Raw genomic sequence first — 23238 nt, 5'->3', positions numbered from 1 at the left:
ATCGCGCAGCGCGACCAGTCCAACTCGCCGTTCGCGCCAAGCCGATCAAGAACGACGCGGTGCAGCTTGGCCCATACCCGCGCCCGCGACCAGTCCGTGAAACGCCGATGCACCGTCTGCCAGGAGGCGCCGAAGACCGGTGGCAGCTGCCGCCAGGCGCAACCCGAGGTCGCGACGAACACGATCGCGGCCAGCACCGCCCGGTCATCGCATCGCCGGCGGCCTCCGCCCTGGACGCGTACCGGCGGCTCCGGCGCCACGTCCTCGAAGATCTCCCACAGTCCGTCCGGCACGAGCCGCTCAACTATGTCCATGCCCGAAGCAACGACCTACCGCCAATCGAGACACCGTCTAAGGGTTGTCCCGTAACGATCTTGCGGTCATGAGAGGTCTGGCTGTCGCCGTCCTGCATGTTCGCTATCCGGCGAGTGTGAGGTTGTGCAGGCGGGCGATGCCGAGCATGGCGTGCTGGACGCCATCACCTTTCAGGCGGCAGTCGCGCAGGATCTTCCAACCCTTCATGCGGGCGAAGGTGTGCTCGACGCGGGCGCGAACTTGCTTGTGGGAGCGATTGTGTTCCTCCTTCCAGGCTGGGAGGTCTTCGCCTTTGCGGCGGCGGTGAGGAATGACGAGTCCGGTGCCCTGGTAGCCACCGTCCGCGATGGTCATCGTCTTGCCGACGGCTGCCTTGGCGCCGGATTCCTCCCACCCGCGGGAGTCGTGCCGGTTGCCCGGGAGGGGCCGGCCGACCACCACGATCAGGCGGGTGTCGGCGTCGATGACCACCTGATGGGCCGTGGAATAGCGGTAGTTCTTCGACGCTCGGCCACCGTGTGATCGCGAGTGGGCACCAGGGTGCCGTCCACGATGAGCACGGTGCCCTTGCGGAACTGCTTGCGCGGCTGAAGCGCAATCAGCGGACCGAGATGGTCGATAATCTGGTCCGCTGCGGACTTGGAGACACCGAATAGCGGGGCGATCTGGCGCATCGTCAAGTTGGTTCGCCAGTAGGCCGCGACCAGCAGGATGCGGTCCTCAAGCGGCAGGCTCCACGGCCGCCCCCGGTGCACATCAGCTGCGGTCTCGCGGCGCACCGCGGTCACCAACTTGCCGAAGCAGCGCGGGCTCAGCCCGGTGAAGGGGCCTATCCAGGACGGTTCCGACGCCGTGATCACACCAGTCACTGCATGATCATTCCACTGCGTCAGGTTCTCCCTGTTCGAACGCGATGCGGCAGCGTTCAACCTGCTCGGCCACATGCTCCATGAACCAGCGCATGATCTCGTAGGGGATGACGTGCTCGTCGCGACTGTGGATGTGGACAGTCGGCTCCAGGACCGGATCCTCGTCGGGGATCACCGCCACCAGGAAGGCCGCACCAGGCAAATGCGCTGCGGCGTGGGGAATCTCAGCCCGCGCAGTCGGCGCCGGGACGGCCTCGCTCAGCTCCACACACCATGCGTCGTCCGGCAAGGCGTAGTGGAACTGGATGGCGTAGTGACGGCCTGCATGAAGACGCAGCTCTGGCATGCCCGCAGGCTGTCACAGCCCCGTGTCGGAGTCTCGCGAGTATCCGATTCAGCGCCCGGGGCGGGCCCCATCCAGCCTTTGCGGGACAACCCTTAGGCGGGTGCATGATGCAGAGCACCGGAACGGATCGCCCTGTAGAAGCCGGAACGGATCGCCCTGTAGAGGCCGGAACGCCTGAGGTCAGGTTCTCGCGCGGCAAGTTGCTGGATTCGGACGAGTGGCTGCGACGCCTTTGCGCCTTGCTGGTGGCGAGTGTCGCCGCGTATGCCTCGTACGTGCATCAGCGTGAGTTCGCCGAGCGGGGCGGCGCAGATCGGGTGAGTGCCGCGCTGTGGCCGCTCTCGGTCGATGGGCTGCTGTTGTTGTCGACGGTTGGTCGGCTCCGGCCGCCGCACAATGCGAGGCGGGGCAGGCGCTGCCTTGTCTGGGCCGCATTCGGACTGGGCATTGCCGTGTCGCTCGCGGCCAATATCGCCGCGGCGCCGGCCTTGGCGTGGCAGCCGGTACTGGTCGCTGGTTGGCCGCCGATCGCGCTGTTGCTGTCCGTGGAGTTGCTGGTACTTGGCCGACCGCGCGGTGGCCAGAACCAGGCAGCCTCTGGCGGGGAAGAAGGCGGGGAACCGGTACAGGAGATGGGGATGTTGGAATCCGCGCTGGCGGCGGACGCGCGTCATCGTGCCATGCACCGACGGCCGATCTCGTCAGAGACCCTACGGAAGGAGTTGAAGGTCGGAGCCAAGCGCGCGCGGCAACTGGTCGGCCAGGTGCGTGAACGGAGAGATGGTGAGTCGAGTTCTGCTTCCACGGTCCCGCGCGGTCGGAGGGTTTCGTCTGGCGGAGGCGAGTGACGTGAACCCGATGGTCGTGGGGGTTCTCACCTCGACGTACGGCATCGCGCTGCGGGCAAACATGTTCAACGACGAGGTCTGGAATCCCACCTTTGTCGAGGCTGGGGTCAGTCATCCCCGTGCGGGAGAGTCCGTCGTCACTCTGGCCCGCTCGCTCGAGTACTCCAGCCTGAACTATCAGCCTTGACCAATACGCCACTTCATTTCGGAGGCGGGCGGGGGAGGGACGAGCCGCTGCCGCCGCACCTCGCCGCTACTTGGCCGCACACTACGCTCTGCGGCGAGGTATGCACTGCGCTTCGTCGTTTGTTGGCGGCCACCGTCCATCTCCAAGTCCGTGCGCTCCTCGGCCGACCGAGTTGATGGGCTACGTGAGGCGTCTGAGATCGGTGACTCGGCCGAGCTACGAGTGTCGCTTTGACTACGATCAGCAGTCCAACGGATGGGGGGATTCGTGGAGGACGCGCGGCATATTGAGTTGGCGGCTCGAGTACGGGAGTTCGGCGAAGGCCGGGACCCGCGCCTCGTCCTCGAAGATGATGCCTTGGCCGTCGCGACGGAACTCTTCGCTTCAGTGGGTAGGCGACCCGAAGCGGCCAACCCCGATGTGCTGCACACCATTGCAGCGTTCTATTGGGCTCGGTCCTTGGCGCACAGTCGCGGCCCTGATGCCCAGGAGCTTGCTGCCCGAGACCTAGAGACAGCGATCGGCGTATTCGGACTGCTCTACCTGGTCGATCACCGGCGAGTGCCGCGCGAGCTGTGGCCTCGGCTCGCCGATGAGACCGGATATGACCCTTGGAGCGACCCGTTGGACCATGCGGCGGATCTAGTCATCGACGGTGAGGAGCACGGCGACATCGCTGCCCTCGACCAGGCCATCAGCTTGATCCGGACGGTCCCTGGCAGTGATGACAACGCATACCGGGACACCGTCCACGGTCTCGCGTACCACCATCGTGCGGCACTTTGCGGCCGCCCGGCGGTGGAGCGGAGTGCGGACGCAGACGTTGCGGTGGCACTGCTGGGCAGCGTTGCTGCTCGCCCGGAGCCATCTGCGGTGCGGCGTGCGAGCCGCGCAATGTCGCTCGCCGATGCCCTCGTGGGACGCTTCGATGTTTCGGGGAACACAGGCGATCTCACTCGAGCGGAGGGGGCCTACCAGGATGCGCTCGAGGACGCTGCGGGGGACGCGCATGTCCTGGCGCGTGCGGTGGCCGGACTCGGTGCGACTCTCGGTCGTCGCGCGGAAGCAGCGGCAGCAGTTGGTGAAAGAGAAACCGCCATACCGGTGTTGAAGGAGGCAGTCAGGTGGCTGCGCCGCGCGGTTGACCTAACGAATGGCGCCGACAGAGATCCGCATCTGGCCAACTTGAGCAGGGCCATGAGGCATCTTCTCGAGTGGACGTCCCGGGCACCGAAGGGAACGCCCCATCCGCCGGTCAGCAGCGACGAGGCGGCCGAGGACGATCGGGCGGCCCGTATGGACGATCCTGCGGTCCGAGGTCAGGCCGCAGCCTTGGTCCATCTCGCAGCGCAGCTCTCGGCGCATGTGGTGTCCGAGGACGAGGCCATACGTCGAGTGCAGGAACAGTCCCTCGAACTCTCGGAGACCGCCGTGGGATCCGTGGTGCTCGGGGCCTTACGTTTCGTAGAGGTTGGCACGCCGGGCGATGCAGTGCCGGCGCTCACCCTCGCGCTCGAAGCTGCGCGCTCCCGTTGGGGTACCGGACACAGAACGCCGTGGTGGTGGGCAGCCGATGCCTACGTCGAGGCAGGACGGCTTGCGCTGACCGAGATGGCCGACGGGCTGCTCTTCCGCCGCGCCTGTGCCGTGGCAGACGAACAGATCTCCGTTCTGCGCGCCAGCGACCGCACCGAAGACATCGCCGAACTCGCGGAAACGCTGTACGCCGCAGGGCTTCTGCGCACCAGCCCATATTTGGGCCAGATGTCGGGACTCACCTTCGAGTCAGCCCATGATCTGTGGCGCGACCGCCAAGCTCGGCACCGCTCGATCCACCCCAACGATTCTGTCGCACCGGAAACCGCGGAGATGCCTACTCCACTGGCTGCGGCCGAGGCAGCGCTCACGTATCTGCGCGAGGCCGCTGACCTGTCGGGCGAGCACAACCGGGGGCGCGTTCTCAAGGCGCTGGCCGAAGCATTGTCCATAGTCGCCGGCCTGAACCAGGAGTCGCACGACGAAGAGATCAGAGCGGCTGCCCGTGAGGCGATCGACCTGCTGGACCCGGTCCGGGATCCCCTCACCCACTTGTACCTGCTGAGGGTTCTGCACTTGCTGGGTGAGATCTCGTTGCCCGGTGACCTTCAGGACGTGCTGCCTGTACCGCTGGCAGCCGTACGGGAACGTCAGGGGCTACGGGAGGCTGCGAGCGTCTTCGCCGAAGCGCTCACACTTGCCGAGGAGGCCCGCAGGCCCGACCTGGAGTTTCAGCTGCTCGAGGCCGCTGACCGCGAACTGCCGGACCTGCCTACGGATTCCTACCGTCGCCGCCGCTGGACCAGTGAAGTGCACTGTCTGGCGGCTAATCGTCTCGGCTGCTTCGGAGGGCCAATTCGTGTGGCGGAAGCCGCCGAACAGCTCCGAAGCCGAGCGGACGACGAAGGTTGGCCTGCTGAGGAGCGTGCAGCGACCCTCATTCACCTGGCGGCGCACGCCCGGGGAGGCGACGAGGAGCACATAGGTCGCGCTCTGATCGAGGAGGCGTGGGAGTTGGCACCGGAGTTGTGCACCCGGTGCGGTCCCGCGCTGTATTACCTCAGCGGCACCCTCTCGTACGATCTGGCGCTGCGCACGTCGGGGTCGGGACAGGAAGCCCTCGTCGCGCGTCACTTCGCCGACGCACTCGCCGACTACGCCACGTGTGGCCAGACCGACATGGCGCTGAACAGCCTTGATGCCGGGTTGAGAAGCGCGCTGGCAGCCGACGAGGGCAGCGCGAGCGCGGCCGTGGCGGCATTGGTCCCCGCGGCCGTGTGGCTGAGAGGCGGCGCCGATGAGGTGGTTGCCTGGAAGCTACGGGATCTGTACCAACAGCTGGTTACCAAACTGAGGGGTTCCACCTTCTCCCATGGCCTGATGCTGGCGATTCACCAAGCTGCCAAGGGAATCGACTTCTCCGTCATCGCCGCGCGGCCCGGCCCGTTCACGCCGTCTGCAGGACTGTCGCGACTGCTGGCACGCATCAGGGGGGAAGAGTTGCAGCGGTCTGGACTGATGAGCGAGCCCGAACTGCCCAGTGCCGAAGATGCCATGCTCTTCTATGTAGGCACCGGCGAGTCCGAGACTGGAAGTGACGCCGACACGGAGCACCGCAACACGCAGCGCGCTGCCGACCGTTGGATCAGTCAGGAACTCCTCGCAACCGGCTCGCTGGATCGCATGCCGATGATGTTCCCGGACGAGTTGAAGGCGCTCCTGACCGAGGACACGGTATTGCTCTCGCTGTATCTCGGCCACGCACGCCGGGAGGGTTCCGAGGCGCCGGTGACGTCTCTGTCCGGCTTGGCGGTGACGCGAGAAAACACGGAGCACCACACCGTGCTCCTGTCGAATTTCGAAGCCGGGCTCATACGCTTCACGCGCGCAACGCACAGGCTTTCGGCCCACCCGGTGGCATTTCATGTGGCAGCATTACGGCACGCTATCGTCACAGACCCGTTGCACCGGCCTATCAGCCGTGAGGCACAAAAGCAGCTCAGGGATGGCATCGTCCCGAATCTTGCGGGCTTTGCGACCCGTCTGGACCGCTGGAGAGCTCAAGGGAAGCGCCATCTCTGCATCTGGCCCAACGGCCCGTTGCATTACCTCCCTTACCACCTGCTGGAGGTCGATGGCCGTCCCCTCGCAGCTGATTGGACCGTGACACAGGTCCCCAGCCTCGGCTTCCTCCGTACTTCGGCGCCGTTAGTCGACAGTCCACCCGGGCATGGACTTGTTGCCTTCGCATCCGCGGCCGGGGGCACCCGGCACGGTCTCGGAGCTCAGGATGGCCTGGAAGCGCACGCTGTCCAGGTAGCTGCAGCGATGGGTGGCTCTGCGGTGTTGGGTGCCGCGGCGACACCGCGGCGGCTGCTCACCGAACTCGCCGACGCGCGGTATGTCCACGTGGCCGCGCACGGAGCACACAACGAGTGGGCGTCGTGGTACCAGTGCCTCTTCTTGTCGCCGGACGCGGACAACGATGGTCGAGTCTTCGCCCACGACATTCTCCAGACCGACCTGCGGAGCGTCGAGCTCGTTACGATGAGCTCCTGCGAATCCGCTCTGGGCCGCTTCGACGTCAACGACAATCTTCGCGGTCTGCCGGCCGCGTTCCTGTCCGCCGGTGCATCGGCCGTCATCGGTTGTCTCTGGCCGGTCCACCCTGAAGTGGCCACGGAGTTCTTCGGGACGCTCTACGAGCGCCTCGCGCGAACATCGGACCGACGGGCGGCCTTCCGTGCTGCTCAGATTGCTGTGCGCGCCAGACATCCGGCATACCGGGACTGGGGCACCTTTTGTTTCATCGGCGACTGGCGTCATTCGGATTCGAACCAAGGGGCTGCCTTGTGACCCAACTGGAACTGCCTCTGACACCGCTCCAAGAGATCGATCTGGTAGAGGTGCCCCGACTGCAGTCGCCTGCCCCACAGCAGCGCATCGAAGGGCGGATCTCACTCAGTACGGCCGTCGTCCACCCATTGACGGCGGAGGAAGCAGCCGCAGGAGAGGCGGAGTGGCTCGGCTTCCTGACCGCGGAGGCGTCGCGCAGCGACTATCTCCTGCTCAGCCTCACGTGCGCCTTCCGCCCTCCGGCGAACGGGGACCCTTTCGCCGACGCTGCCGTCGGCGTTCTCCTGGAGTCAATCGACGAGCCTGCCGACCGGCAGCCGATTGCTTGGTCCATCTCTCCCAAGAGGCGCTCCCACCCGGTGGAGAGAGCAACCACCATCTCGCTGAGTGCCAAGCTCGCGATCATCGAGTCCAGTCTCGAACTCGCCCCAGGACAAGGCCGAGAAGATATCTTCGTGATGGGAATGGGGGAAAGGGACAGTGACCCGGAATGGCGCATCCGGCCGACCGGCCGTCACCCCCTGATTGGCGATGAAACCTTCACGATGATCGTCAAGGCGACGAGTGGTGCGGCTGTTCAGGCGCACGTGACGGTGGCAGCCACCATCAAGCATCGGCGATTCGGACTGATTCCCTATCGGGCAGATCTCCCTGCCGCATTGCGGAGCATCGATCTGCGTAGCCAGATCGCTCGGTGAGATCAAGAGGTGTGTGCGGCGTGTGCCCGCACGGGGCACGTCGAACGCGTCGTTTCGGAGGATGTCTGCCGACGGGTGGCACAGCGCATGCCATGCCGACTTCGTGCCAGTAGGTCCGTGTGGCTCGTGTGGCGCGTATGTCGTTTCCGCAGTTCATCCCCGTTGCTGCCGCTGCCGCCGCCCGTGGCCACGGTACGGTCCGCGACTCGAATATCTCGGGCGGCCGCCCGCAGAGCCGTGCTCGGGCGCTCTCAATGAGTCCGTGCGGAGCGACGCTGACAGTAACAGGGCGGTGAGGTGCGTCCAGATCCTCGTGTCGTGGACGATGCCCCCTAGCTGGGTTCACAAGATTGCCAACACCTCGACGCTCTGCCGAGGTCGGCCCAGCCGGGCGCGAAGTGGCCCAAGGCCGTCAAGAAGATCACCGAAGACGTCGACGAGTTGCTGGCGTTCTACGACTTCCCCGCACAGCACTGGATAGCGCCGTCTCCATGTTGGCCTCGATGAGACGTTGAAACTCGATCTCGACGCTCACGGACGAGCCCGGCTCCTCCGTGAGGTGCTTGCCTCGCACCTGGAAGACCCTCGACCAACGCGGCGTACCCGCGCCGGTAGGCCGCCCAGCGCAGCCGTACGAACACATGCGGCCGTTCGACGTCCACCGTGCGCAGCCCTGCGAGGAATCCGGACAGCACCTCGGCGTGCATATCGAACGGATCCCCCGGATACCGCGCCACCAGCCACCGCGCGACCTTGAACAGAGCCGGCAATGCCATCCCCGTACACGCCAACGTCCAGGTCGCCCCCTGGGCGCGAGCACGCCGTACCAGCAGGACCCAGACCGCATCCCGGGTGTCCCGCGGACACCCGCCCCGAAGCAAGTACGACCGCAACTCATTGAGCGGTACGGGGCCGTTGGGGAGCCCGACCAGCCCTTGGCAGTCCAGCGCCAGCGGGTCGGGTCCTACGACGAGCCAGGCGAAGCACTCCCGGGCCACGTCCAAGGGCAGGCGCTGCTCGAGTCCTAGCCTGCGAGCCGCGTGATCTCCAACCATGACGGCAGCACGCCTCTCCTCGCGCGCGATGCGATGGGGCGCTAGCAGAGCGACCTCTCGACAACGGACAACCACGGCGAGCATGGGCCGGCCCGTAGCTTCGCTGTCTTGGCGCACAGTAGCCCAAGCGCGAACCGTCCGTACGACAGATATCCCGCACCGGGAAGGGCGCGCCGGCTTGGGCTGATGACCTGCCGCTTTAGTACGTCACAGACCCACACGACGGCGGCACTTGCGGGCGTCGTGCCGCCGAGTGCGCCGGCCATGTCGAATTCGGCTCACGATTCCGGCCTCTTGAGCGAGAGAACACCTCGCGTGAGAGGAGCCCGGCATGTCACCGGCCGACCGACCCGATTCACCCGAAGACACGACCTGGCTGACGCACACCGTGGTCGACGTCATCGACCACTACGCCCACACGCATAAGCGATTCCTCGTCCTCGCGTCGACTCCCGCCGAGACCGCCCCCAAACCACCTCGCCGCCTTGAAGGCCGCGGCCGCGTCCGCCGAGCGACTCGGCCGGACCATGGAACTGCGCGAGGTGAACACCGTGCCGTCCACTCCGCCCCTCCCGCGCTCAGCGCCGGATCTGCCGCGGTCCGTCCCCGGACCGCCACCGAGTCCGCACAGTCCGAAGGTCGAACCTCATCAGACCGGTGTCATTGACACCGAGTTCCTGAAAATCGCGCCCGAGCGGTTCAACACCGTGATTGCCTACGTCGACGAAGACCGCCCCGGGTGGATCGCCGACATCCCTTGGGGCGAGCTCCTGGACGTCGCCGGACTACTGGTCTTCATCACGCACTGTCGCGGCGACGACCTTGGCGCAAGGAACCTGAGGGAAGGCGTGACTGACACCGCTCGGGACGCCGGTCTGACGCAGCTGGACCGGATCGCTCTGTTCGCCGTGCCGCCGCGGACGCACGCCGACTTGCTCGTGTTTCTGCGACCGCTTCCTTCAACAAAGGGCCGACTGCGGTGATGTTCGGCGGGAGCGGGAGACGAGGAGAAGGCGAAAACGCCGGCAGGCGCTTGATCGCCGCACCAACGACCTCCCGTCGTACGTCTTGGGGCTTGCGGAGTCCGTGGGCGGATTGGCGTGGCGCTCCGGGACGCATAGGGGACATGCAGTGACGGCGGCCAGTGGGTCTGTCTGCCGCACTCCGGAGGAAGCGTTCAGGGCCGGCTACAACGAGCCGTGCGAACACGGAGTCCTGGATCCGACCAAGTGCTCGCGCTGCCGCCTCATCGATGCGGAGATCGGCCAGCTCGCCGTCCTGCACCGTCAGTTCCTGAATACGAAGGACCGCGAGCCGACGGCGTCTTGGCCTTATCGCTGGCCACTCTCACACTCTCTGCGAGGTTCATCGCCCATGTTCGGGATGCCGTTTATGCGCCTTGTTTTCCGCTAAGGCGGCACTGCGCAGACGACCGTCACAGCGTGTGGCTGCCGCTACTGCGGCAGAGTCATCCGGCGAGTGTCATGGTGATGACACCGCTGACGAGACGTCGACCAATACGAGACCGAGGGTGTCGGCACACGCGGCGACCTGCTTCTTGACCGCCAGGACGTCGACCCAGCGCACCCTCCAGCGCGCCGCCGCTAGCACACAGCTGGAGAAGTCTTAGTGCCAACCCCTTGTTGAGTACGCTCATGACGAGGCCTGTCATCATGTCCGCGTGTCTACGTCCAAGGGGATTCAAGGGGACCGGGGCAGAAGCGTCGGACTGACGCTCGCTCTGGTGTCGGCGCTGGCCTTCGGCGGCTCCGGCGTGGCGGCGAAGCCGCTGATCGTGGCGGGTCTGGACCCGCTGCACGTGGTCTGGCTGCGGGTGGCGGGAGCGGCGCTCGTGATGCTGCCGCTGGCCTGGAAACACCGCCGGCTGCTGGTGCAGCGGCCCGCGTTGCTCGCCGGCTTCGGCCTGTTCGCCGTCGCGGGCGTGCAGGCCTGCTACTTCGCGGCGATCTCCCGAATCCCGGTGGGCGTGGCCCTGCTGATCGAGTATCTGGGCCCTGCCCTCGTGCTCTGCTGGATCCGCTTCGTGCAGCGCCGCCACGTCACGCGGGCCGCCGCCGTCGGCGTGGTCCTCGCGGTCGGCGGTCTGGCGTGTGTGGTCGAGGTCTGGGCCGGACTCAGCTTTGACGCCATCGGCGTGCTGCTCGGGCTCGGCGCCGCGGTCTGCCAGGCCGGCTACTTCATCCTCGGCGACCACGGCAGCGACTCGGGCGAGGAGGCGCCGGACCCGCTCGGCGTCATCGCGTACGGCCTGCTGATCGGCGCCGCGGTGATCACCGTGATCGCGCGCCCCTGGTCGATGGACTGGTCGGTGCTCACGAGCTCCGTGGACATGAACGGCTCGTCAGTGTACGGGTTGTGGCTGCTCGGCTGGATCGTCCTGCTCGCCACGGTGCTCGCGTACGGCACCGGTGTGGTGTCAGTGCGGCGGCTCTCGCCGCAGGTCGCCGGTGTCGTGGCCTGCCTCGAAGCGGTGGTCGCCACCGTGCTCGCCTGGATCATGCTCGGCGAGCACCTCTCCGCCCCGCAGATCGTCGGCGGCGCGGTGGTGCTGGTCGGCGCCTTCATCGCGCAGTCCGCGACCCCGGTGAAAGCCGTGCCCGACCCCGTGGCGAGCGGTATCGCGCAGGACGAAACGGCATTGTCCCCGAGCCGGGCCGACGCGTAGGGTGGTGATCATGCACGCACGCGCGCTCGTCCTTCCGCCCCCTGCCGCCTAGGCGCGGGCAGCCGGACCATCCACCGTATCCGCTCGGGGAGTTCCCGGGCCGATGACGGCTGCCCGCAGACGACAGTCCTACTCGTCTGTCCTTCGCGGAGAGCCTCGTGTCGAATGCTGTTTCCTCCCAGGGTGCCGTCGTGGCCCCTGGCACCCCCGCCCTGTCCGTCGGGCGCGGCCTGCTCTATCTGATCGTCGCCGGAGTCGCCTGGGGCACCGCCGGCGCCGCCGCCCTGCTGGTGTTCGAGGCCAGTGAACTGCGGCCCATCGCCCTGTCGTTCTGGCGCTGCGCCGGCGGACTCGTGCTGCTCCTCGGCGCGGGTCTGTTCGGCAGGCGGGGCCGTGCGCGGGCCCGGACGTCCGAAATCCCGTCCGGTCGCGCGAAGTTGAGGGCCCGCGGCCGGATGGTCGCGCTCGGTGTTGCGCTCGCTGTCTTCCAGACCGCGTACTTCGCGGCCGTGGAGGCCACCGGCCTGGCCGTGGGCACCGTGGTCACGCTGGGCGCGGGTCCTGTACTGATCGCGCTCGGGGCGCGGCTGCTGCTCGGCGAACGGCTCGGCCTCGGCGGGGCGGCCGCCGTCGTCGGAGCGCTGACCGGACTCGTCGTCCTCGTCCTCGGCGAGGGAGAGGGCGGTCCGGGTGAGGTCAGGCCCGCGGGGGTCCTGCTCGCGGTCGTGTCGGCGGCGGGATACGCGGTGATGACCCTGCTCACGCGCTGGTGGGGCCGCGACGGGTCGGGCGCCGACACCCGCACCACGACGGTGTGGACCTTCGGTGTCGCGGCGGTCTGCCTGCTGCCGTTCGCCGCCTTCGAGGGCCTCCTGCCGCACACCGACCACCTCGGCCGGGTCCTGCTCCTGATGCTGTACGTGGCCGCCGTGCCGACCGCGCTCGCCTACGCGCTGTACTTCGCGGGCGCCGCCGCGGTCCGCTCGGCCACCGTGTCGGTGATCATGCTGCTCGAACCGGTCAGCGCCGCGATCCTCGCGGTCCTCGCCTTCGGTGAGCACCTCACGGTGTCCACGGTGGCGGGCACGTTCCTGATGCTGCTCGCCCTTGCGGGGCTGGCCGTGGCGGAGACGCGGAGCGCGGCAAGCACGCAACCGCGTTCCTGACGCCGTACAGGGCGAGGGGCCGCACCGGTATCGGTGCGGCCCCTCGCCCGCGTGCTCACAACCCGCGCAGGTACTCCGGCAGTTCGATGCCCGGCGTCAGATCGTCCGCCGGGATGGGCGCGCCGTACGAGCGGGCCGCCGGCACCACGCCCGCCCAGTGGGGCAGCGCCATGTCCTCGGGGTCGTCGTTCGGGCCGCCGGTGCGGATCTTCGCGGAGACCTCCGCGAGGTCGATGCGGAGCACGGCGGTGGCCGCAAGCTCCTTCCGGTCGCCCGGGCGGGAGTCGGCGGCCCGGCCGTCCACCACGGCGTCGACCAGGGCGTCCAGCGCCATGCGCTTCTCGTCGAGGTCGGTGACCTGGTGGGCGGTGCCGTGCACCAGTACGGAGCGGTAGTTGATCGAGTGGTGGAAGGCCGAGCGGGCAAGCACCAGGCCGTCCACGTGGGTCACCGTGAGGCAGACCGGCAGGCCCGGGTCGGTCTGGCCGGCCATGCGCAACGGGCGCGAGCCGGTCGAGCCGTGCACGTACAGCCGCTCGCCGACGCGCGCGTACAGCGTGGGCAGCACCACCGGGGCGCCGTCGCGGACGAAGCCCATGTGGCAGAGGTAGGTCTCGTCGAGTATCGAGTGCACCAACTCGCGGTCGTAGCGCGCCCGTTCCTTGGAGCGGGTGGGGACCGTGCGCTCCGTCGGTGCGTAAGAGCCCTGGGTGGTGGTCGGCTCCGTGGTGTCCGGCGCAACGCTCATTGCAATCTCCATTGCACTAGTGCATAATCTGGTTTGTGCTAGGAGGATATCGGATCGAAGGCCGGCGCGCAGCAGAGATTGCTGCCAGCGTCGAGGGTGCGGTGGGCCGCGGGGAGCTCCAGCCGGGTCAACTGCTGCCGCCCATGCGGGAGTTGGCGCAGGAGCTCGGCGTCAATCCGAACACGGTGGCGTCCGCATACCGGACACTGCGCGAGCGTGGAGTGATCGAGACCGCGGGCCGGCGGGGCAGCCGGGTCCGCTCGCGGCCGGCGAGCACGGCGCGCGACGAGATCAGGGTGGAGGCGCCCGAAGGCGTACGGGACGTCTCGCTCGGCAATCCCGACACCGCGCTGCTGCCCCCGCTCGCCGCCGCCTTCGCCGTGGCCGCGGGGGCGAGCGACCGGCAGCCGGTGATGTACGGGGAGGCCGCGATCGACACGCGGTTGAGCGCGCTCGCCCGCGAGGCCTTCGACGCCGACGGGGTTCCGGCCGGGCCGGTGGGTGTCACCTCGGGATCCCTCGACGCCATCGAGCGGGTCCTGGTCGCGCGGCTGCGGCCGGGTGACGCGGTGGCGGTGGAGGACCCGGGGTGGGGTGCGCTGCTCGACCTGGTCCCCGCACTCGGTATGCGGCCCGTTCCGGTGGCCGTGGACGAGGAAGGCCCGGTACCGGAGGCGTTGGAACAGGCACTGCGCGAGGGAGCCCGGGCGGTGATCGTGACCGCACGCGCGCAGAACCCGACCGGCGCGGCGATCACCGCCGGCCGTGCGCGTGAACTGCGCGCCGTACTCGCCGCACACCCCTCCGCCCTCCTCATCGAGGACGACCACGGCCACGGCATCGTCGACCTGCCCCTGTACCCCCTGTCCATGGGCAACGGCAGCTGGGCGCTGGTGCGTTCGGTGGCCAAGGCGTACGGGCCCGACCTGCGGCTCGCCGTCCTGACCGGCGACGAGGTCACCGTGGACCGGGTGCTCGGCCGGCAGCGGCTCGGGCCGGGGTGGGTGAGCAGGATCGTGCAGCGTGCCGTGGTCGAACTGTGGACCTCGGGCGCGGTGGTGCCGAAGGAGGTGGCCGGCACCTATGCGCGGCGCCGCGACGCCTTGGTGGACGCGCTGCGGCGGCGCGGCGTCGAGGCGACCGGGCGCAGCGGTCTGAACGTGTGGGTGCCGGTGCCCGACGAAACGGGCGCGGTGACGCGGCTGTTGCAGTCCGGGTGGGCGGTGGCGCCCGGGGCCCGGTTCCGGATCGCGGCCGCGCCCGGCATCCGTATCACCGTGTCACCGCTCACCGAGGCGGACATCGAGCCGCTGGCCGAGGCGGTGGCGTACGCCGTGACGGGTGGGCGGGGGAGCGCCGGCCGGACGCTTGCGACGTAGGGCTTGGGCGGGCCGGTGCGCGGCTGTCGGTGGCCGACCTTCGGCCGTCGCTGCTCGGTCGCCGGGCTTCGGCTGTGACTGCTCAGCCGCCGGTCTCAGCCCTTGGCCTGGTGCGGCCCGGGGTCAGTCGTCGATGCCCACCTCGGCGCCTACCGACCGGCACCCGACCTCGGGCTCAGCCCTTCGCCCGCGACTGCGTCAACGCCGCCCCCGCCAGCACGATCACCGCGCCCACCGGGGTCGACCACGTCAGCGACTCGCCGAGCAGGGCCACGCCTGCCGCCGTGGCGATCACGGGGATGAAGTACGTGACCATCTGGGCCGTGGTCGGGCCGACCTCCGCCACAAGCCCGTACTGCATCAGCACCGCGAGGCCGGTGCCGAGCGCGCCGAGGGCGACGACGGCCAGCAGGGGCAGGACGGGCCAGCTGCCGGGCAGGGAGGTGAACAGCGGGGTGACGAAGGCGAGTTGGACGGTGGCGAGCAGCAGCTGCGCGCCCGTCAGGGACAGGTGGGACTCGCTGCGGTCCGCCAGCGTGCGGCGCACGTAGATCCAGCCGACCGGATAGCTCAGCGAGGCGCCCAGGGCCATCGCGGTGCCCGCCGCGTCGATCCCGTGGAACCCCTGCCAGGCGCCCAGGACCGTGAGCACCCCGATGAATCCGAGGCCGAGGCCCGCCACACGGCGCCGGGTCGGACGGTCCTCGGAGAGCGCCACCATCGACAGGGCCATGCCCCACAGTGGCGAGGTCGCGTTGCAGATGCCGGCGAGCGTCGACGGGATCGTCAGCTCCGAGTAGGCGAAGAGCGAGAACGGCAGGGCGTTGAGGAAGAACGCCGCCACGGTCAGGTGCCCCCAGGTGCGCCACCCGCGGGGAAGACCCGCGCGCCGTACGAGCATCGCCGCGGCGAGCACCAGTGTGCCGAACAGGAGGCGCCCGAAGGTCACTTGGAACGGCGCATAGCCCTCCGTGCCGACCTTGATGAGCAGGAAGCTGAAGCCCCAGATCAGGGAGAGCACGGCGAAACGCAGACGCCAGTCGAGGGTGCGGCGCGCGGCGCCGGACGGTGCGGCGAACGCGCGGCCGCGAGGAGGGGAGACGGTGGCCATGCGTCCACGATGGCCCGCAACGATCTCGTAGCACAAGAGAGATTTCCTGCCACGGACGCCTTAGCATTGCTTACATGTTGAACCTGGAACGCCTGCGCACCCTGGACGCCCTGGCCCGGCACGGCTCCGTGAGCGGTGCGGCCGCCGGCCTGCATGTGACGACCTCCGCGGTCTCGCAGCAGCTCACGAAGCTGGAGCGGGAGATCGGCCAGCAGCTCATCGCCAAGAACGGGCGCGGGGTGCGGTTGACGGACGCGGGGGTGCTGCTCGCCGAGCACGCCGCGCGGATCCTCTCGCAGGTCGAGTTTGCGCAGTCCGATCTGGAGGCCCATCGCGGCCAGGTCGTCGGGGAGCTGCGCATCGGTGCCTTTCCGACCGCCGCGCGCGGACTGTTCCCGGCCGCCTTCACCGCCCTGCGGACCGCCCACCCCGGACTCGCGCTGCGCTCGCAGGAGCTCGAACCGGCCGACGGGGTGCGCGCGGTGGTGCGCGGCGACCTCGATGTGGCCGTCGTGCTCGACTGGTACAACAAGCCGCTGCCCATGCCCGAGGGCCTCGCGAAGGCCTCGCTGCTCGACGACCGCGCGGACGTGGTGCTCCCGGCGGGACATCGGCTCGCCGACCGCGCCGAGCTCGCCCTGGAGGAGCTCGCCGACGAGGACTGGATCTGCTGGCCCGAGGGCGCGTTCTGCCAGGACTGGCTGGTCTACACGCTGCGTTCCAAGAGCGTCGAGCCGCGTATCGCCCACCAGGCCGAGGAGCATGCGACCCAACTGGCCATGGTGGGCGCGGGGTTGGGCGTGTGCGTCACACCGCGGCTCGGGCGCGGGCAGGTCCCCTCCGGGGTGCGGGTGGTGCCGCTGCGGCAGAAGATCGCCCGCCATGTGTACGCGGTGTGGCGCACCGACGCCGACCGCCGGCCCTCGATCAGGGCGGCGGTCGACGCGCTGCGCGTGGCGGGGGAGTCGGCGACGGCGTGACGGCGCGTGGGGGGTCGTGCGCGGCGGGCCGTGACGGCGGCGTACGCCCCGGCGGCCCGGGCAGGCTGAGCAGCGCGGGTGGTCGGGCGGCCCGGGCGGCGCCGGTTGCCCGAGGCTCTAACGCAGCTCCGTCAGCTTGCGGAAGTCCCAGGACGCGATGGTGTCCGGAGTCAGCCGCACCCACGCGTGCCGGCCGTCGTGCGGCATTGCGTCCATGCCGAAGTTCTTGGCCGCGAACTGCTTCTCGATCTCCTCCAGTTCGGGGCACGGGTCCCCGACCCGCGGTGACTCGCCGACGAACTCGACGCGGCCCGCCAGCTCCACCCCGCGCAGCTCCCCGTAGGCCTCACCGGCGTCCACCACGACCGCGATGCGCTGGTCGCCGCGCAGATCGGCCCAGCGCTTGCTGCGGGTGATGGAGTACAGCCACAGCGAGGTGCCGTCCCAGGCGAACCACAGGGTGCTGGCGTGCGGGGTGCCGTCCGCGGAGACGGTGGCGACCCGGCAGGTGCGCTGCTCGGCGAGGAAGGCGTCCAGCTCCTCGCGCGTCATCATGATGCGCCGGCCCCTGCGTTGTGTGACGGTCATCCGTGTTCCCCTTCGGGATTGCAGCTCGACGGTCCGTGCGCAGATCTACGCCCGCGTACCGGCGTATCTCCTGCGGCGGCAGGACTCCTGACTGTGCGTCAGAAAATCATGGGGTGTCTTCCGCCCGTATGCAATGGGGGTTACCCTCGCGCCCACTTCCCCCGGCCCTTGCGCCGCGGGTCGGCCGACGCTGCGTCAGGAGGTTCGATGGCCAGGGAAACGCTCGCCGAACTGCTGGATCCGGCCACCACCGTACTGCTCACGAGCGAGTGCCAGCAGGGCGTGGTGGGCGAGGAGAGCGCCTTTCCCGAACTGGCCGCGCAGGCCCGCGCCTCGGGCGCCCTGAACAACGTCGCGCGGCTGGTGCACGCGGCCCACCTGGTCTCGGTCCAGGTCATGCACGCGGTGGCCGAGCGGCGGCCCGACGGGCGCGGCGCGAACCACAACGCCCGGCTCTTCAAGGCGGTCACGCGCCTCCCGGTCCTGCAGACCTCCGGCACCCGGGCGGTACGGATCGCACCGCCCATCGAGGTCGCCGAGGAGGACTTCGTGGTGCGTCGGCTGCACGGCCTGTCGCCGATGGCCGGCACGGACGTGGACCCGCTCCTGCGCAACCTCGGCTGCCGCACGCTCATCGTCACGGGGGTGTCGGCGAACGTCGCGATCCCCAACACCGTCTTCGACGCGGTGAACCTGGGCTATCGCGTGGTGGTGCCGCAGGACGCGATAGCGGGCGTCCCCGCCGAATACATCCCCCTGATGGTCCGCAACACCCTCGCGCTGGTCTCGTCGGTCACCACGACCGACGAGATCCTTGCGGCGTGGAAGGGGTAGCGAAGAGTCAGTGAGGCCGGGGTCAGCCCAGCTTGATGGAGTCCCCGTCCACCGTGATCTGCGCGGCGGGCAGCGGCTTCGAGGCCGGGCCGCCCTTCACGCTGCCGTCCTCGATGCTGAACTTGGAACCGTGGCATACGCAGTTGATGGTCCCGCCGGCCACGTCCTTCACGGCGCAACCGGCGTGGGTGCACTTCGAGGAGTACGCCTTGAACTGGCCCGCCGCCGGCTGGACGACCACGACGCCCTGGTCCTTGAAGACCGCGCCCCCGCCCTCGGGGATGTCGGAGGTCTTGGCGAGCTCCTCGCCGCCGCCCCCGCCGCCCGAAGCGCCTTCCTCCGGCTGCTCGGAGGCCCCGCCCGTCGGGTCCTGGCCCGCGTCCGTGCCGCCGCCGTCGTCGGACCCGCCGCAGGCCGTGAGGGCCACGGCCAGGCCCGCGACCCCCACGGCCGAGACGACGGCGCGCCGTGACGGACAGGGGCACCCCTGCGTCGCGGGCTCCGGCTCCGCGGACTCCACGAGGTCCTTGGGCTCCTGCGTAACGGTCATACGGATGACTCCCCTTGACGGTCCTGCGCCGGCTGAGGCGCATGGGCCGGAGCTCGGCCCGTAATGGAATCCTGTCCTCTCGTACGGCCGCGTTCGGGAAGTTGTTCAAAACCGCACCGAAATCTTCGCCCGGGCGGGTGCGTCGTGTGGTGCTCGTGCGGTGGGTCGAGGGCCCGGCTCAGCCGGAGGGCTCGTCCGGGACCGGGTGCTCGGGGTGCGCGCCCCCTTGGCGCGGCGCCCCGCGGCGGCCCGTACCGGATTCGTCGAGATCCGGCACGTCCTCCTCCGCGCCGCCCTCCTCAGCGGACTCGTCCGTGCCGGGCTCGCGCAGGTCCCACGGGTCGTCCTCGCGGGCCTGCTGGTCGGGGAGGTCCCGCGGCACGGCGTCGCTCTGATCGCCCGGCCCCTCGGGCAACTCGCCGCCGGGGACCTGGTGTTCACGCGACGAGGCCGCGTCCCAGCCGGCCCCCGCGCCTCCGCCCTCAGCGGTGTTCTCGCGGTCGCCGACGCCCTGCTTGCCGCGGTCACCCACGGCCTGCTGCTCCCGGCCCTCGCCGGCCGGCTCCTCCTGCTCGTTCATGGTCCGCTCCTCCTGCTCGTTCACAGCCCGCTCCTCTCGTACGTCCGCGAAGGGGCTCTGCTCCAGGCGGTCGAGCAGCTCCGCCGTGTCCCGGTACACCGCCGCCGCGCCCGCCTCTTCGAGGTCGGCGCGCGCGATGCCGCCCGACAGGACGCCCACGCAGGCCAGGCCCGCGCGGCGCGCCGCGCGCATGTCCCACACGGAGTCGCCGACGAAGACGGCCCGTTCCGCGGGGATGCCGGCCGACTCCAAGGCCTTGTGCACCGGATCGGGTGCGGGCTTGCCCTCGGCCACGTCCTCCGCCGACGCGGTGTCCTCGATCACCTCGTCGGCGTCGATCGCGCGCCGCAGGGCCTGAAGCTCCCCGCCGGAGGCCGAGGTGACCAGGATGACCGTCCAGCCCTGCCCGGCGAGGGTGCGCAGCAGCCGGGCCGCGCCGTCGAAGGCGTGCAGCCGCTCGAAGTGCGGGGCGTAGAGCGCCTTGTGCGCCGCGCTCAGCTGCTCCTTCGTGTCCTTGTCGGGCGCTTTCCCGATGAGGTGTTCGATGAGGTCGTCGGACGCGAGCCCGATCGCCCGGTGCACGTCCGTCATCGGGACGTGTCGGCCGGACTGGCGCAGGGCCTCCGCCCAGGCCGTCGTGTGCAGGTAGTTGGTGTCGACGAGGGTGCCGTCCACGTCGAAGAGTGCGGCGCGCGCCATGGTGCTCATCCTCGCTGTGAGGTCGGGTCCGCCGGACGGGGCGGGGCGGAGGCGGGGACCGGAGACCGGAGCTCAGCAGTCCGCCGCCGGACGCCCCCAGTGCCGGTGCGCCGCGATCGCCTCGGCGAAGGCGGTCCGGAAGCCGTCGCCCGCCGGGCCCGGGGTGGTCTCGGTCACCACACCGTGGTCACTCACCACGTTCCCCACCCCGTGGGCGATACGCAAACCGTCGGCGCGCAGACAGGACAGCACGCCCACCCCGGAGCCGACCGCCCCGATCGGCTTGCCGTGCCGGTAGGCGTCGCGCACGAACCGTATGACGTCCGGATCACCCAGCTCCTCCGCCGTGGCCTGGGGCCTGCCCGGCACGAGCACCGCGTCGTAGAGGACCGACGCGACGGTGGGCAGGGCCCGGTCCACCGTGTAGTGCGCACCGTCGCTGCCCTCGACCGTGCCGTCCGTGGCCGCCAGCGCTTCGACCACCGCACCCTGCGCGGTCAGCGCGTCACGCACCGATGCCACCTGGTCCGCGTCCACCCCGTCCGCCACGAGCACCGCCACCTGCCGGGTCGCGAGGGAGGGCTCTCCGCGCTGGTTCTCCAGGCTCAGAGCGGGCGAGGCCTGCTTGTAGGCGCCCGCGTGCAGCTCGGCGGGGGCGGGTACACCGATGCCCCGGGCCACGGCGAGCGCCAACTCGCGGTCCACGTGGTTGAGTTCGCTGACCGTGCGCTCCCGTACCGCCATGGCGCCGACCTTGCCGAGCTCGAAGCGGAACGCGGCGACGATGTGCTCCTTCTCCCAGTCGGCCATGCTGTTCCAGAAGAGGGCCGCCTGGCTGTAGTGGTCCTGGAAGCTCGCGCTGCGCGCCCGGATCTTCGCGCCGTCCACGCGCTCGGCGTGATGCCGGTAAGCGGAAGGGGCGCCGCCCGCGACGGCCGGGCAGCCGCCGCCCAGCGAGTTGGGCGAGTAGTTCGTGCCCGTATGGATCTCGTCCTGGTGGAAGCCGTCGCGCTGGTTCGTACGGACGGGCGCCAGCGGCCGGTTGACCGGGATCTGCGCGAAGTTGGGGCCGCCCAGGCGCAGCAGCTGCGTGTCCAGATACGAGAAGTTGCGGGCCTGGAGCAGCGGATCGTTGGTGAAGTCGATGCCCGGCACCACGTTGGCGGTGTGGAAGGCGACCTGCTCCGTCTCGGCGAAGAAGTTGTCGGGGTTGCGGTCGAGCACCATGCGGCCGACGGGCCGGACCGGCACCTGCTCCTCGGGGATGATCTTCGTGGGGTCGAGCAGGTCGAAGTCGAAGTTGAACTCGTCCTCCTCCGGGACCAGTTGGACACCGAGCTCGTACTCCGGATACGCGCCGGAGGCGATGGCGTCCCACAGGTCGCGCCGGTTGAAGTCCGGGTCGCGGCCCTGGCACTCCTGGGCCTCGTCCCACACCAGCGAGTGCACGCCCAGCTTCGGCTTCCAGTGGAACTTCACGAAGGTGCCGCGCCCCTCGGCGTTCACGAAGCGGAACGTGTGCACCCCGAAGCCCTGCATCATCCGGTAGCTGCGCGGGATGGCCCGGTCCGACATCAGCCACATGATCGTGTGCAGCGTCTCGGGCTGGAGGGACACGAAGTCCCACAGGGTGTCGTGGGCGGAGGCGCCGGTCGGGATGTCGTTGTGCGGCTCGGGCTTCACCGCGTGCACGAAGTCGGGGAACTTGATGCCGTCCTGGATGAAGAACACCGGGAAGTTGTTCCCGACGAGGTCGTAATTGCCCTCGCTCGTATAGAACTTGGTGGCGAAGCCGCGCACGTCCCGCACGGTGTCGGCCGAGCCGCGCGGGCCCTGCACGGTCGAGAACCGTACGAAGACCGGGGTGCGCACCGAGGGGTCCTGAAGGAAGGCGGCCCGGGTGAACTCGGCGCAGGACTCGTACGGCTCGAAGAACCCGTACGCTCCGGCGCCCCGCGCGTGCACGACCCGCTCGGGGATCCGCTCATGGTCGAAACGGGTCAGCTTCTCGCGGAAGTGGAAGTCCTCGAGCAGGGTCGGCCCGCGCTCGCCCGCCGACAGCGAGTCGTCGGTGTGGTCGACGCGTACGCCCTGGTCGGTGGTGAGCGGCCCGGACGCGGGGTCCTGGGCACGGAACCGCTCGCGCTGGCGCTGCTTGGCGTCCTGGCCGTGGAGGTCGTCCGTCATGGCGTGGTCCTCGTGGGGGTTGCCGCGGTCGGTCGTCCGCGCCGGGTACCCCGCGGATCACCTCCGACGCACCGCGCGGCGGATCACCTCCGACGCCCTGCACCGGCTGAGCACCTCCGACGCGCTGCACGGCTGATCGCGACACCCCGTGCGTTGGATAGCCTGGCGCGATGCTCACGGAAGTCTCAGCGACCCGCTACGTCACGCCTCTGCGGGAAGGCGGATCGCTCCCCGGACTCGTCGAGGCCGACGATCTCGGGCTGTACGTCATGAAGTTCTCGGGCGCCGGACAGGGCCGCAAGACGCTGGTCGCCGAGGTGATCTGCGGGCAGCTGGCGCGGCGGCTCGGGTTCCGGGTGCCAGGCCTCGTGGGGATCGCACTCGATCCGGTGATCGGTCTCGGGGAGCCCGACCAGGAGGTGCAGGGCCTGCTGAAGTCCAGCGGCGGGCTCAACCTCGGCATGGAGTTCCTGTCCGGCGCGATCGGCTTCGATCCGCTCGCGTACGGGGTGACGGCCGAGGAGGCCGGGCGTGTGGTCTGGTTCGACGCGCTGATCAACAACGTGGACCGGTCCTGGCGCAACCCCAACATGCTGGTGTGGCGCGGGGACCTGTGGCTGATCGACCACGGAGCCTCGATGATCTGGCATCACAACTGGCGCGGCGCCGAGGCCTCGGCCGCCAAGCCCTACGACGCCGCGGACCACGCCCTCGCGCCCTTCGGGCCTGATGTGAAGGGCGCGGCGGCGGAGCTCGCCCCCCAGGTCACCGAGGACCTCCTCATGGAGTGCGCCGCCGAGGTGCCGGAGGCGTGGCTGGCCGACGAGCCCGGCTTCGAGGGCCCCGACGACGTACGCCGCGCCTACGCGAGCACCCTGCTCGGGCGCGCACGAGGACTGGCGGAGCGCATCACGGTCGGCGCTCCGGCCGGGCGGACCGGGACGGCCGGCTGGAGGGAGCCACGGTGAGCGGACAGGACGTCACACAGCAGAGCGGGGCCTCCGGTGTCGCGGAGCAAGG

General features: G+C 69.5%; 18 protein-coding genes and 2 pseudogenes. 11 read left to right on the top strand and 9 right to left on the bottom strand.

Annotation, left to right across the window (positions count from 1 at the left end; translation table 11 throughout):
- The 3 genes and pseudogenes from BLT97_RS16845 to BLT97_RS16835 form a co-directional block, all read right to left on the bottom strand.
- A partial coding sequence (locus tag BLT97_RS16845) for a transposase (protein WP_143041343.1) occupies positions 1 to 314 on the bottom strand: 314 nt, incomplete at its 3' end.
- Between the two features lie 103 nt (positions 315 to 417).
- Positions 418 to 1184, bottom strand: a pseudogene (locus tag BLT97_RS16840) (transposase).
- 7 nt (positions 1185 to 1191) lie between these two features.
- Positions 1192 to 1530: a hypothetical protein gene (locus tag BLT97_RS16835; protein ID WP_093610862.1), complete on the bottom strand. Its 339-nt coding sequence runs from the start codon at positions 1528 to 1530 to the stop codon at positions 1192 to 1194.
- Between the two features lie 104 nt (positions 1531 to 1634).
- Here BLT97_RS16835 and BLT97_RS16830 point away from each other — a divergent pair, with 104 nt between their 5' ends.
- The 7 genes from BLT97_RS16830 to BLT97_RS16795 all read left to right on the top strand — a co-directional run bounded on the left by BLT97_RS16830 (position 1635) and on the right by BLT97_RS16795 (position 12562).
- A complete protein-coding gene (locus tag BLT97_RS16830; protein WP_245769368.1) occupies positions 1635 to 2378 on the top strand; it encodes a DUF2637 domain-containing protein in 744 nt (247 codons plus the stop codon).
- Between the two features lies 1 nt (position 2379).
- Positions 2380 to 2565, top strand: a complete 186-nt coding sequence (locus BLT97_RS16825) for a hypothetical protein (protein WP_093610860.1) — start codon at positions 2380 to 2382, stop codon at positions 2563 to 2565.
- 267 nt (positions 2566 to 2832) lie between these two features.
- Positions 2833 to 6957 (top strand): CHAT domain-containing protein, encoded by a 4125-nt coding sequence (locus BLT97_RS16820; RefSeq protein ID WP_176953787.1) that lies wholly within the window; start codon positions 2833 to 2835, stop codon positions 6955 to 6957.
- A complete protein-coding gene (locus BLT97_RS16815) occupies positions 6954 to 7655 on the top strand; it encodes a hypothetical protein (RefSeq protein WP_093610856.1) in 702 nt (233 codons plus the stop codon). Before BLT97_RS16820 ends, BLT97_RS16815 begins: the two co-directional genes overlap by 4 nt.
- 1540 nt (positions 7656 to 9195) lie before the next feature.
- Positions 9196 to 9693: a hypothetical protein gene (locus tag BLT97_RS37530; RefSeq protein WP_143041342.1), complete on the top strand. Its 498-nt coding sequence runs from the start codon at positions 9196 to 9198 to the stop codon at positions 9691 to 9693.
- A 698-nt stretch (positions 9694 to 10391) separates the two neighbouring features.
- Entirely contained in the window at positions 10392 to 11396 is a 1005-nt protein-coding gene (locus BLT97_RS16800; protein ID WP_093610850.1) for an EamA family transporter, read from the top strand.
- Between the two features lie 191 nt (positions 11397 to 11587).
- The gene (locus tag BLT97_RS16795) at positions 11588 to 12562 is read left to right on the top strand and encodes a DMT family transporter (RefSeq protein ID WP_093610848.1); all 975 of its coding nucleotides are present in this window, start codon (positions 11588 to 11590) and stop codon (positions 12560 to 12562) included.
- Between the two features lie 55 nt (positions 12563 to 12617).
- Here BLT97_RS16795 and BLT97_RS16790 read toward each other — a convergent pair whose 3' ends face one another.
- Positions 12618 to 13310, bottom strand: coding sequence for a pyridoxamine 5'-phosphate oxidase family protein (locus BLT97_RS16790; protein ID WP_425442720.1), 693 nt, complete (start codon positions 13308 to 13310; stop codon positions 12618 to 12620).
- A 35-nt stretch (positions 13311 to 13345) separates the two neighbouring features.
- On the opposite strand from BLT97_RS16790, the gene BLT97_RS16785 reads away from it, so the two are divergent.
- Positions 13346 to 14689: an aminotransferase class I/II-fold pyridoxal phosphate-dependent enzyme gene (locus BLT97_RS16785; protein ID WP_093610844.1), complete on the top strand. Its 1344-nt coding sequence runs from the start codon at positions 13346 to 13348 to the stop codon at positions 14687 to 14689.
- 175 nt (positions 14690 to 14864) lie between these two features.
- Here BLT97_RS16785 and BLT97_RS16780 read toward each other — a convergent pair whose 3' ends face one another.
- A complete protein-coding gene (locus tag BLT97_RS16780; protein WP_176953786.1) occupies positions 14865 to 15800 on the bottom strand; it encodes a DMT family transporter in 936 nt (311 codons plus the stop codon).
- Positions 15801 to 15874: 74 nt separating this feature from the next.
- Between BLT97_RS16780 and BLT97_RS16775 the strand changes: the two genes are divergently transcribed.
- Positions 15875 to 16780 carry a LysR family transcriptional regulator gene (locus BLT97_RS16775; RefSeq protein WP_093610840.1) on the top strand — a complete coding sequence of 302 codons (906 nt, stop codon included), beginning with the start codon at positions 15875 to 15877 and terminating at the stop codon, positions 16778 to 16780.
- 117 nt (positions 16781 to 16897) lie between these two features.
- On the opposite strand, the gene BLT97_RS16770 is transcribed toward BLT97_RS16775, so the two are convergent.
- Positions 16898 to 17368 carry a pyridoxamine 5'-phosphate oxidase family protein gene (locus BLT97_RS16770; protein ID WP_093610838.1) on the bottom strand — a complete coding sequence of 157 codons (471 nt, stop codon included), beginning with the start codon at positions 17366 to 17368 and terminating at the stop codon, positions 16898 to 16900.
- Positions 17369 to 17575: 207 nt separating this feature from the next.
- Here BLT97_RS16770 and BLT97_RS16765 point away from each other — a divergent pair, with 207 nt between their 5' ends.
- Positions 17576 to 18202: a cysteine hydrolase family protein gene (locus tag BLT97_RS16765; RefSeq protein WP_093610836.1), complete on the top strand. Its 627-nt coding sequence runs from the start codon at positions 17576 to 17578 to the stop codon at positions 18200 to 18202.
- Positions 18203 to 18224: 22 nt separating this feature from the next.
- Here BLT97_RS16765 and BLT97_RS16760 read toward each other — a convergent pair whose 3' ends face one another.
- The 3 genes and pseudogenes from BLT97_RS16760 to BLT97_RS16750 all read right to left on the bottom strand — a co-directional run bounded on the left by BLT97_RS16760 (position 18225) and on the right by BLT97_RS16750 (position 22218).
- On the bottom strand, positions 18225 to 18752 hold the full coding sequence (locus tag BLT97_RS16760) for a Rieske (2Fe-2S) protein (RefSeq protein ID WP_093610834.1): 528 nt from the start codon (positions 18750 to 18752) through the stop codon (positions 18225 to 18227).
- A gap of 625 nt (positions 18753 to 19377) precedes the next feature.
- Positions 19378 to 20031, bottom strand: a pseudogene (locus BLT97_RS38530) (HAD family hydrolase); the annotation flags it as partial.
- A gap of 72 nt (positions 20032 to 20103) precedes the next feature.
- Positions 20104 to 22218 (bottom strand): catalase, encoded by a 2115-nt coding sequence (locus BLT97_RS16750; RefSeq protein ID WP_093610830.1) that lies wholly within the window; start codon positions 22216 to 22218, stop codon positions 20104 to 20106.
- A gap of 170 nt (positions 22219 to 22388) precedes the next feature.
- Between BLT97_RS16750 and BLT97_RS16745 the strand changes: the two genes are divergently transcribed.
- Positions 22389 to 23186, top strand: a complete 798-nt coding sequence (locus BLT97_RS16745) for a HipA family kinase (protein WP_093610828.1) — start codon at positions 22389 to 22391, stop codon at positions 23184 to 23186.
- Positions 23187 to 23238: the final 52 nt, after the last annotated feature.

The organism is Streptomyces indicus, from assembly GCF_900100315.1.
Taxonomy (GTDB): domain Bacteria; phylum Actinomycetota; class Actinomycetes; order Streptomycetales; family Streptomycetaceae; genus Streptomyces; species Streptomyces indicus.
This window is presented reverse-complemented; position numbering and strand designations above follow the sequence as displayed.

Bases quoted from the DNA above. Each gene is read 5' to 3' on its own strand.
- BLT97_RS16835 (WP_093610862.1), bottom strand. From the start codon at position 1,530: ATGCCAGAGCTGCGTCTTCATGCAGGCCGTCACTACGCCATCCAGTTC.
- BLT97_RS16830 (WP_245769368.1), top strand. From the start codon at position 1,635: ATGATGCAGAGCACCGGAACGGATCGCCCTGTAGAAGCCGGAACGGAT.
- BLT97_RS16790 (WP_425442720.1), bottom strand. From the start codon at position 13,310: ATGAGCGTTGCGCCGGACACCACGGAGCCGACCACCACCCAGGGCTCT.
- BLT97_RS16780 (WP_176953786.1), bottom strand. From the start codon at position 15,800: ATGGCCACCGTCTCCCCTCCTCGCGGCCGCGCGTTCGCCGCACCGTCC.
- BLT97_RS16775 (WP_093610840.1), top strand. From the start codon at position 15,875: ATGTTGAACCTGGAACGCCTGCGCACCCTGGACGCCCTGGCCCGGCAC.
- BLT97_RS16770 (WP_093610838.1), bottom strand. From the start codon at position 17,368: ATGACCGTCACACAACGCAGGGGCCGGCGCATCATGATGACGCGCGAG.
- BLT97_RS16765 (WP_093610836.1), top strand. From the start codon at position 17,576: ATGGCCAGGGAAACGCTCGCCGAACTGCTGGATCCGGCCACCACCGTA.
- BLT97_RS16760 (WP_093610834.1), bottom strand. From the start codon at position 18,752: ATGACCGTTACGCAGGAGCCCAAGGACCTCGTGGAGTCCGCGGAGCCG.
- BLT97_RS16750 (WP_093610830.1), bottom strand. From the start codon at position 22,218: ATGACGGACGACCTCCACGGCCAGGACGCCAAGCAGCGCCAGCGCGAG.
- BLT97_RS16745 (WP_093610828.1), top strand. From the start codon at position 22,389: ATGCTCACGGAAGTCTCAGCGACCCGCTACGTCACGCCTCTGCGGGAA.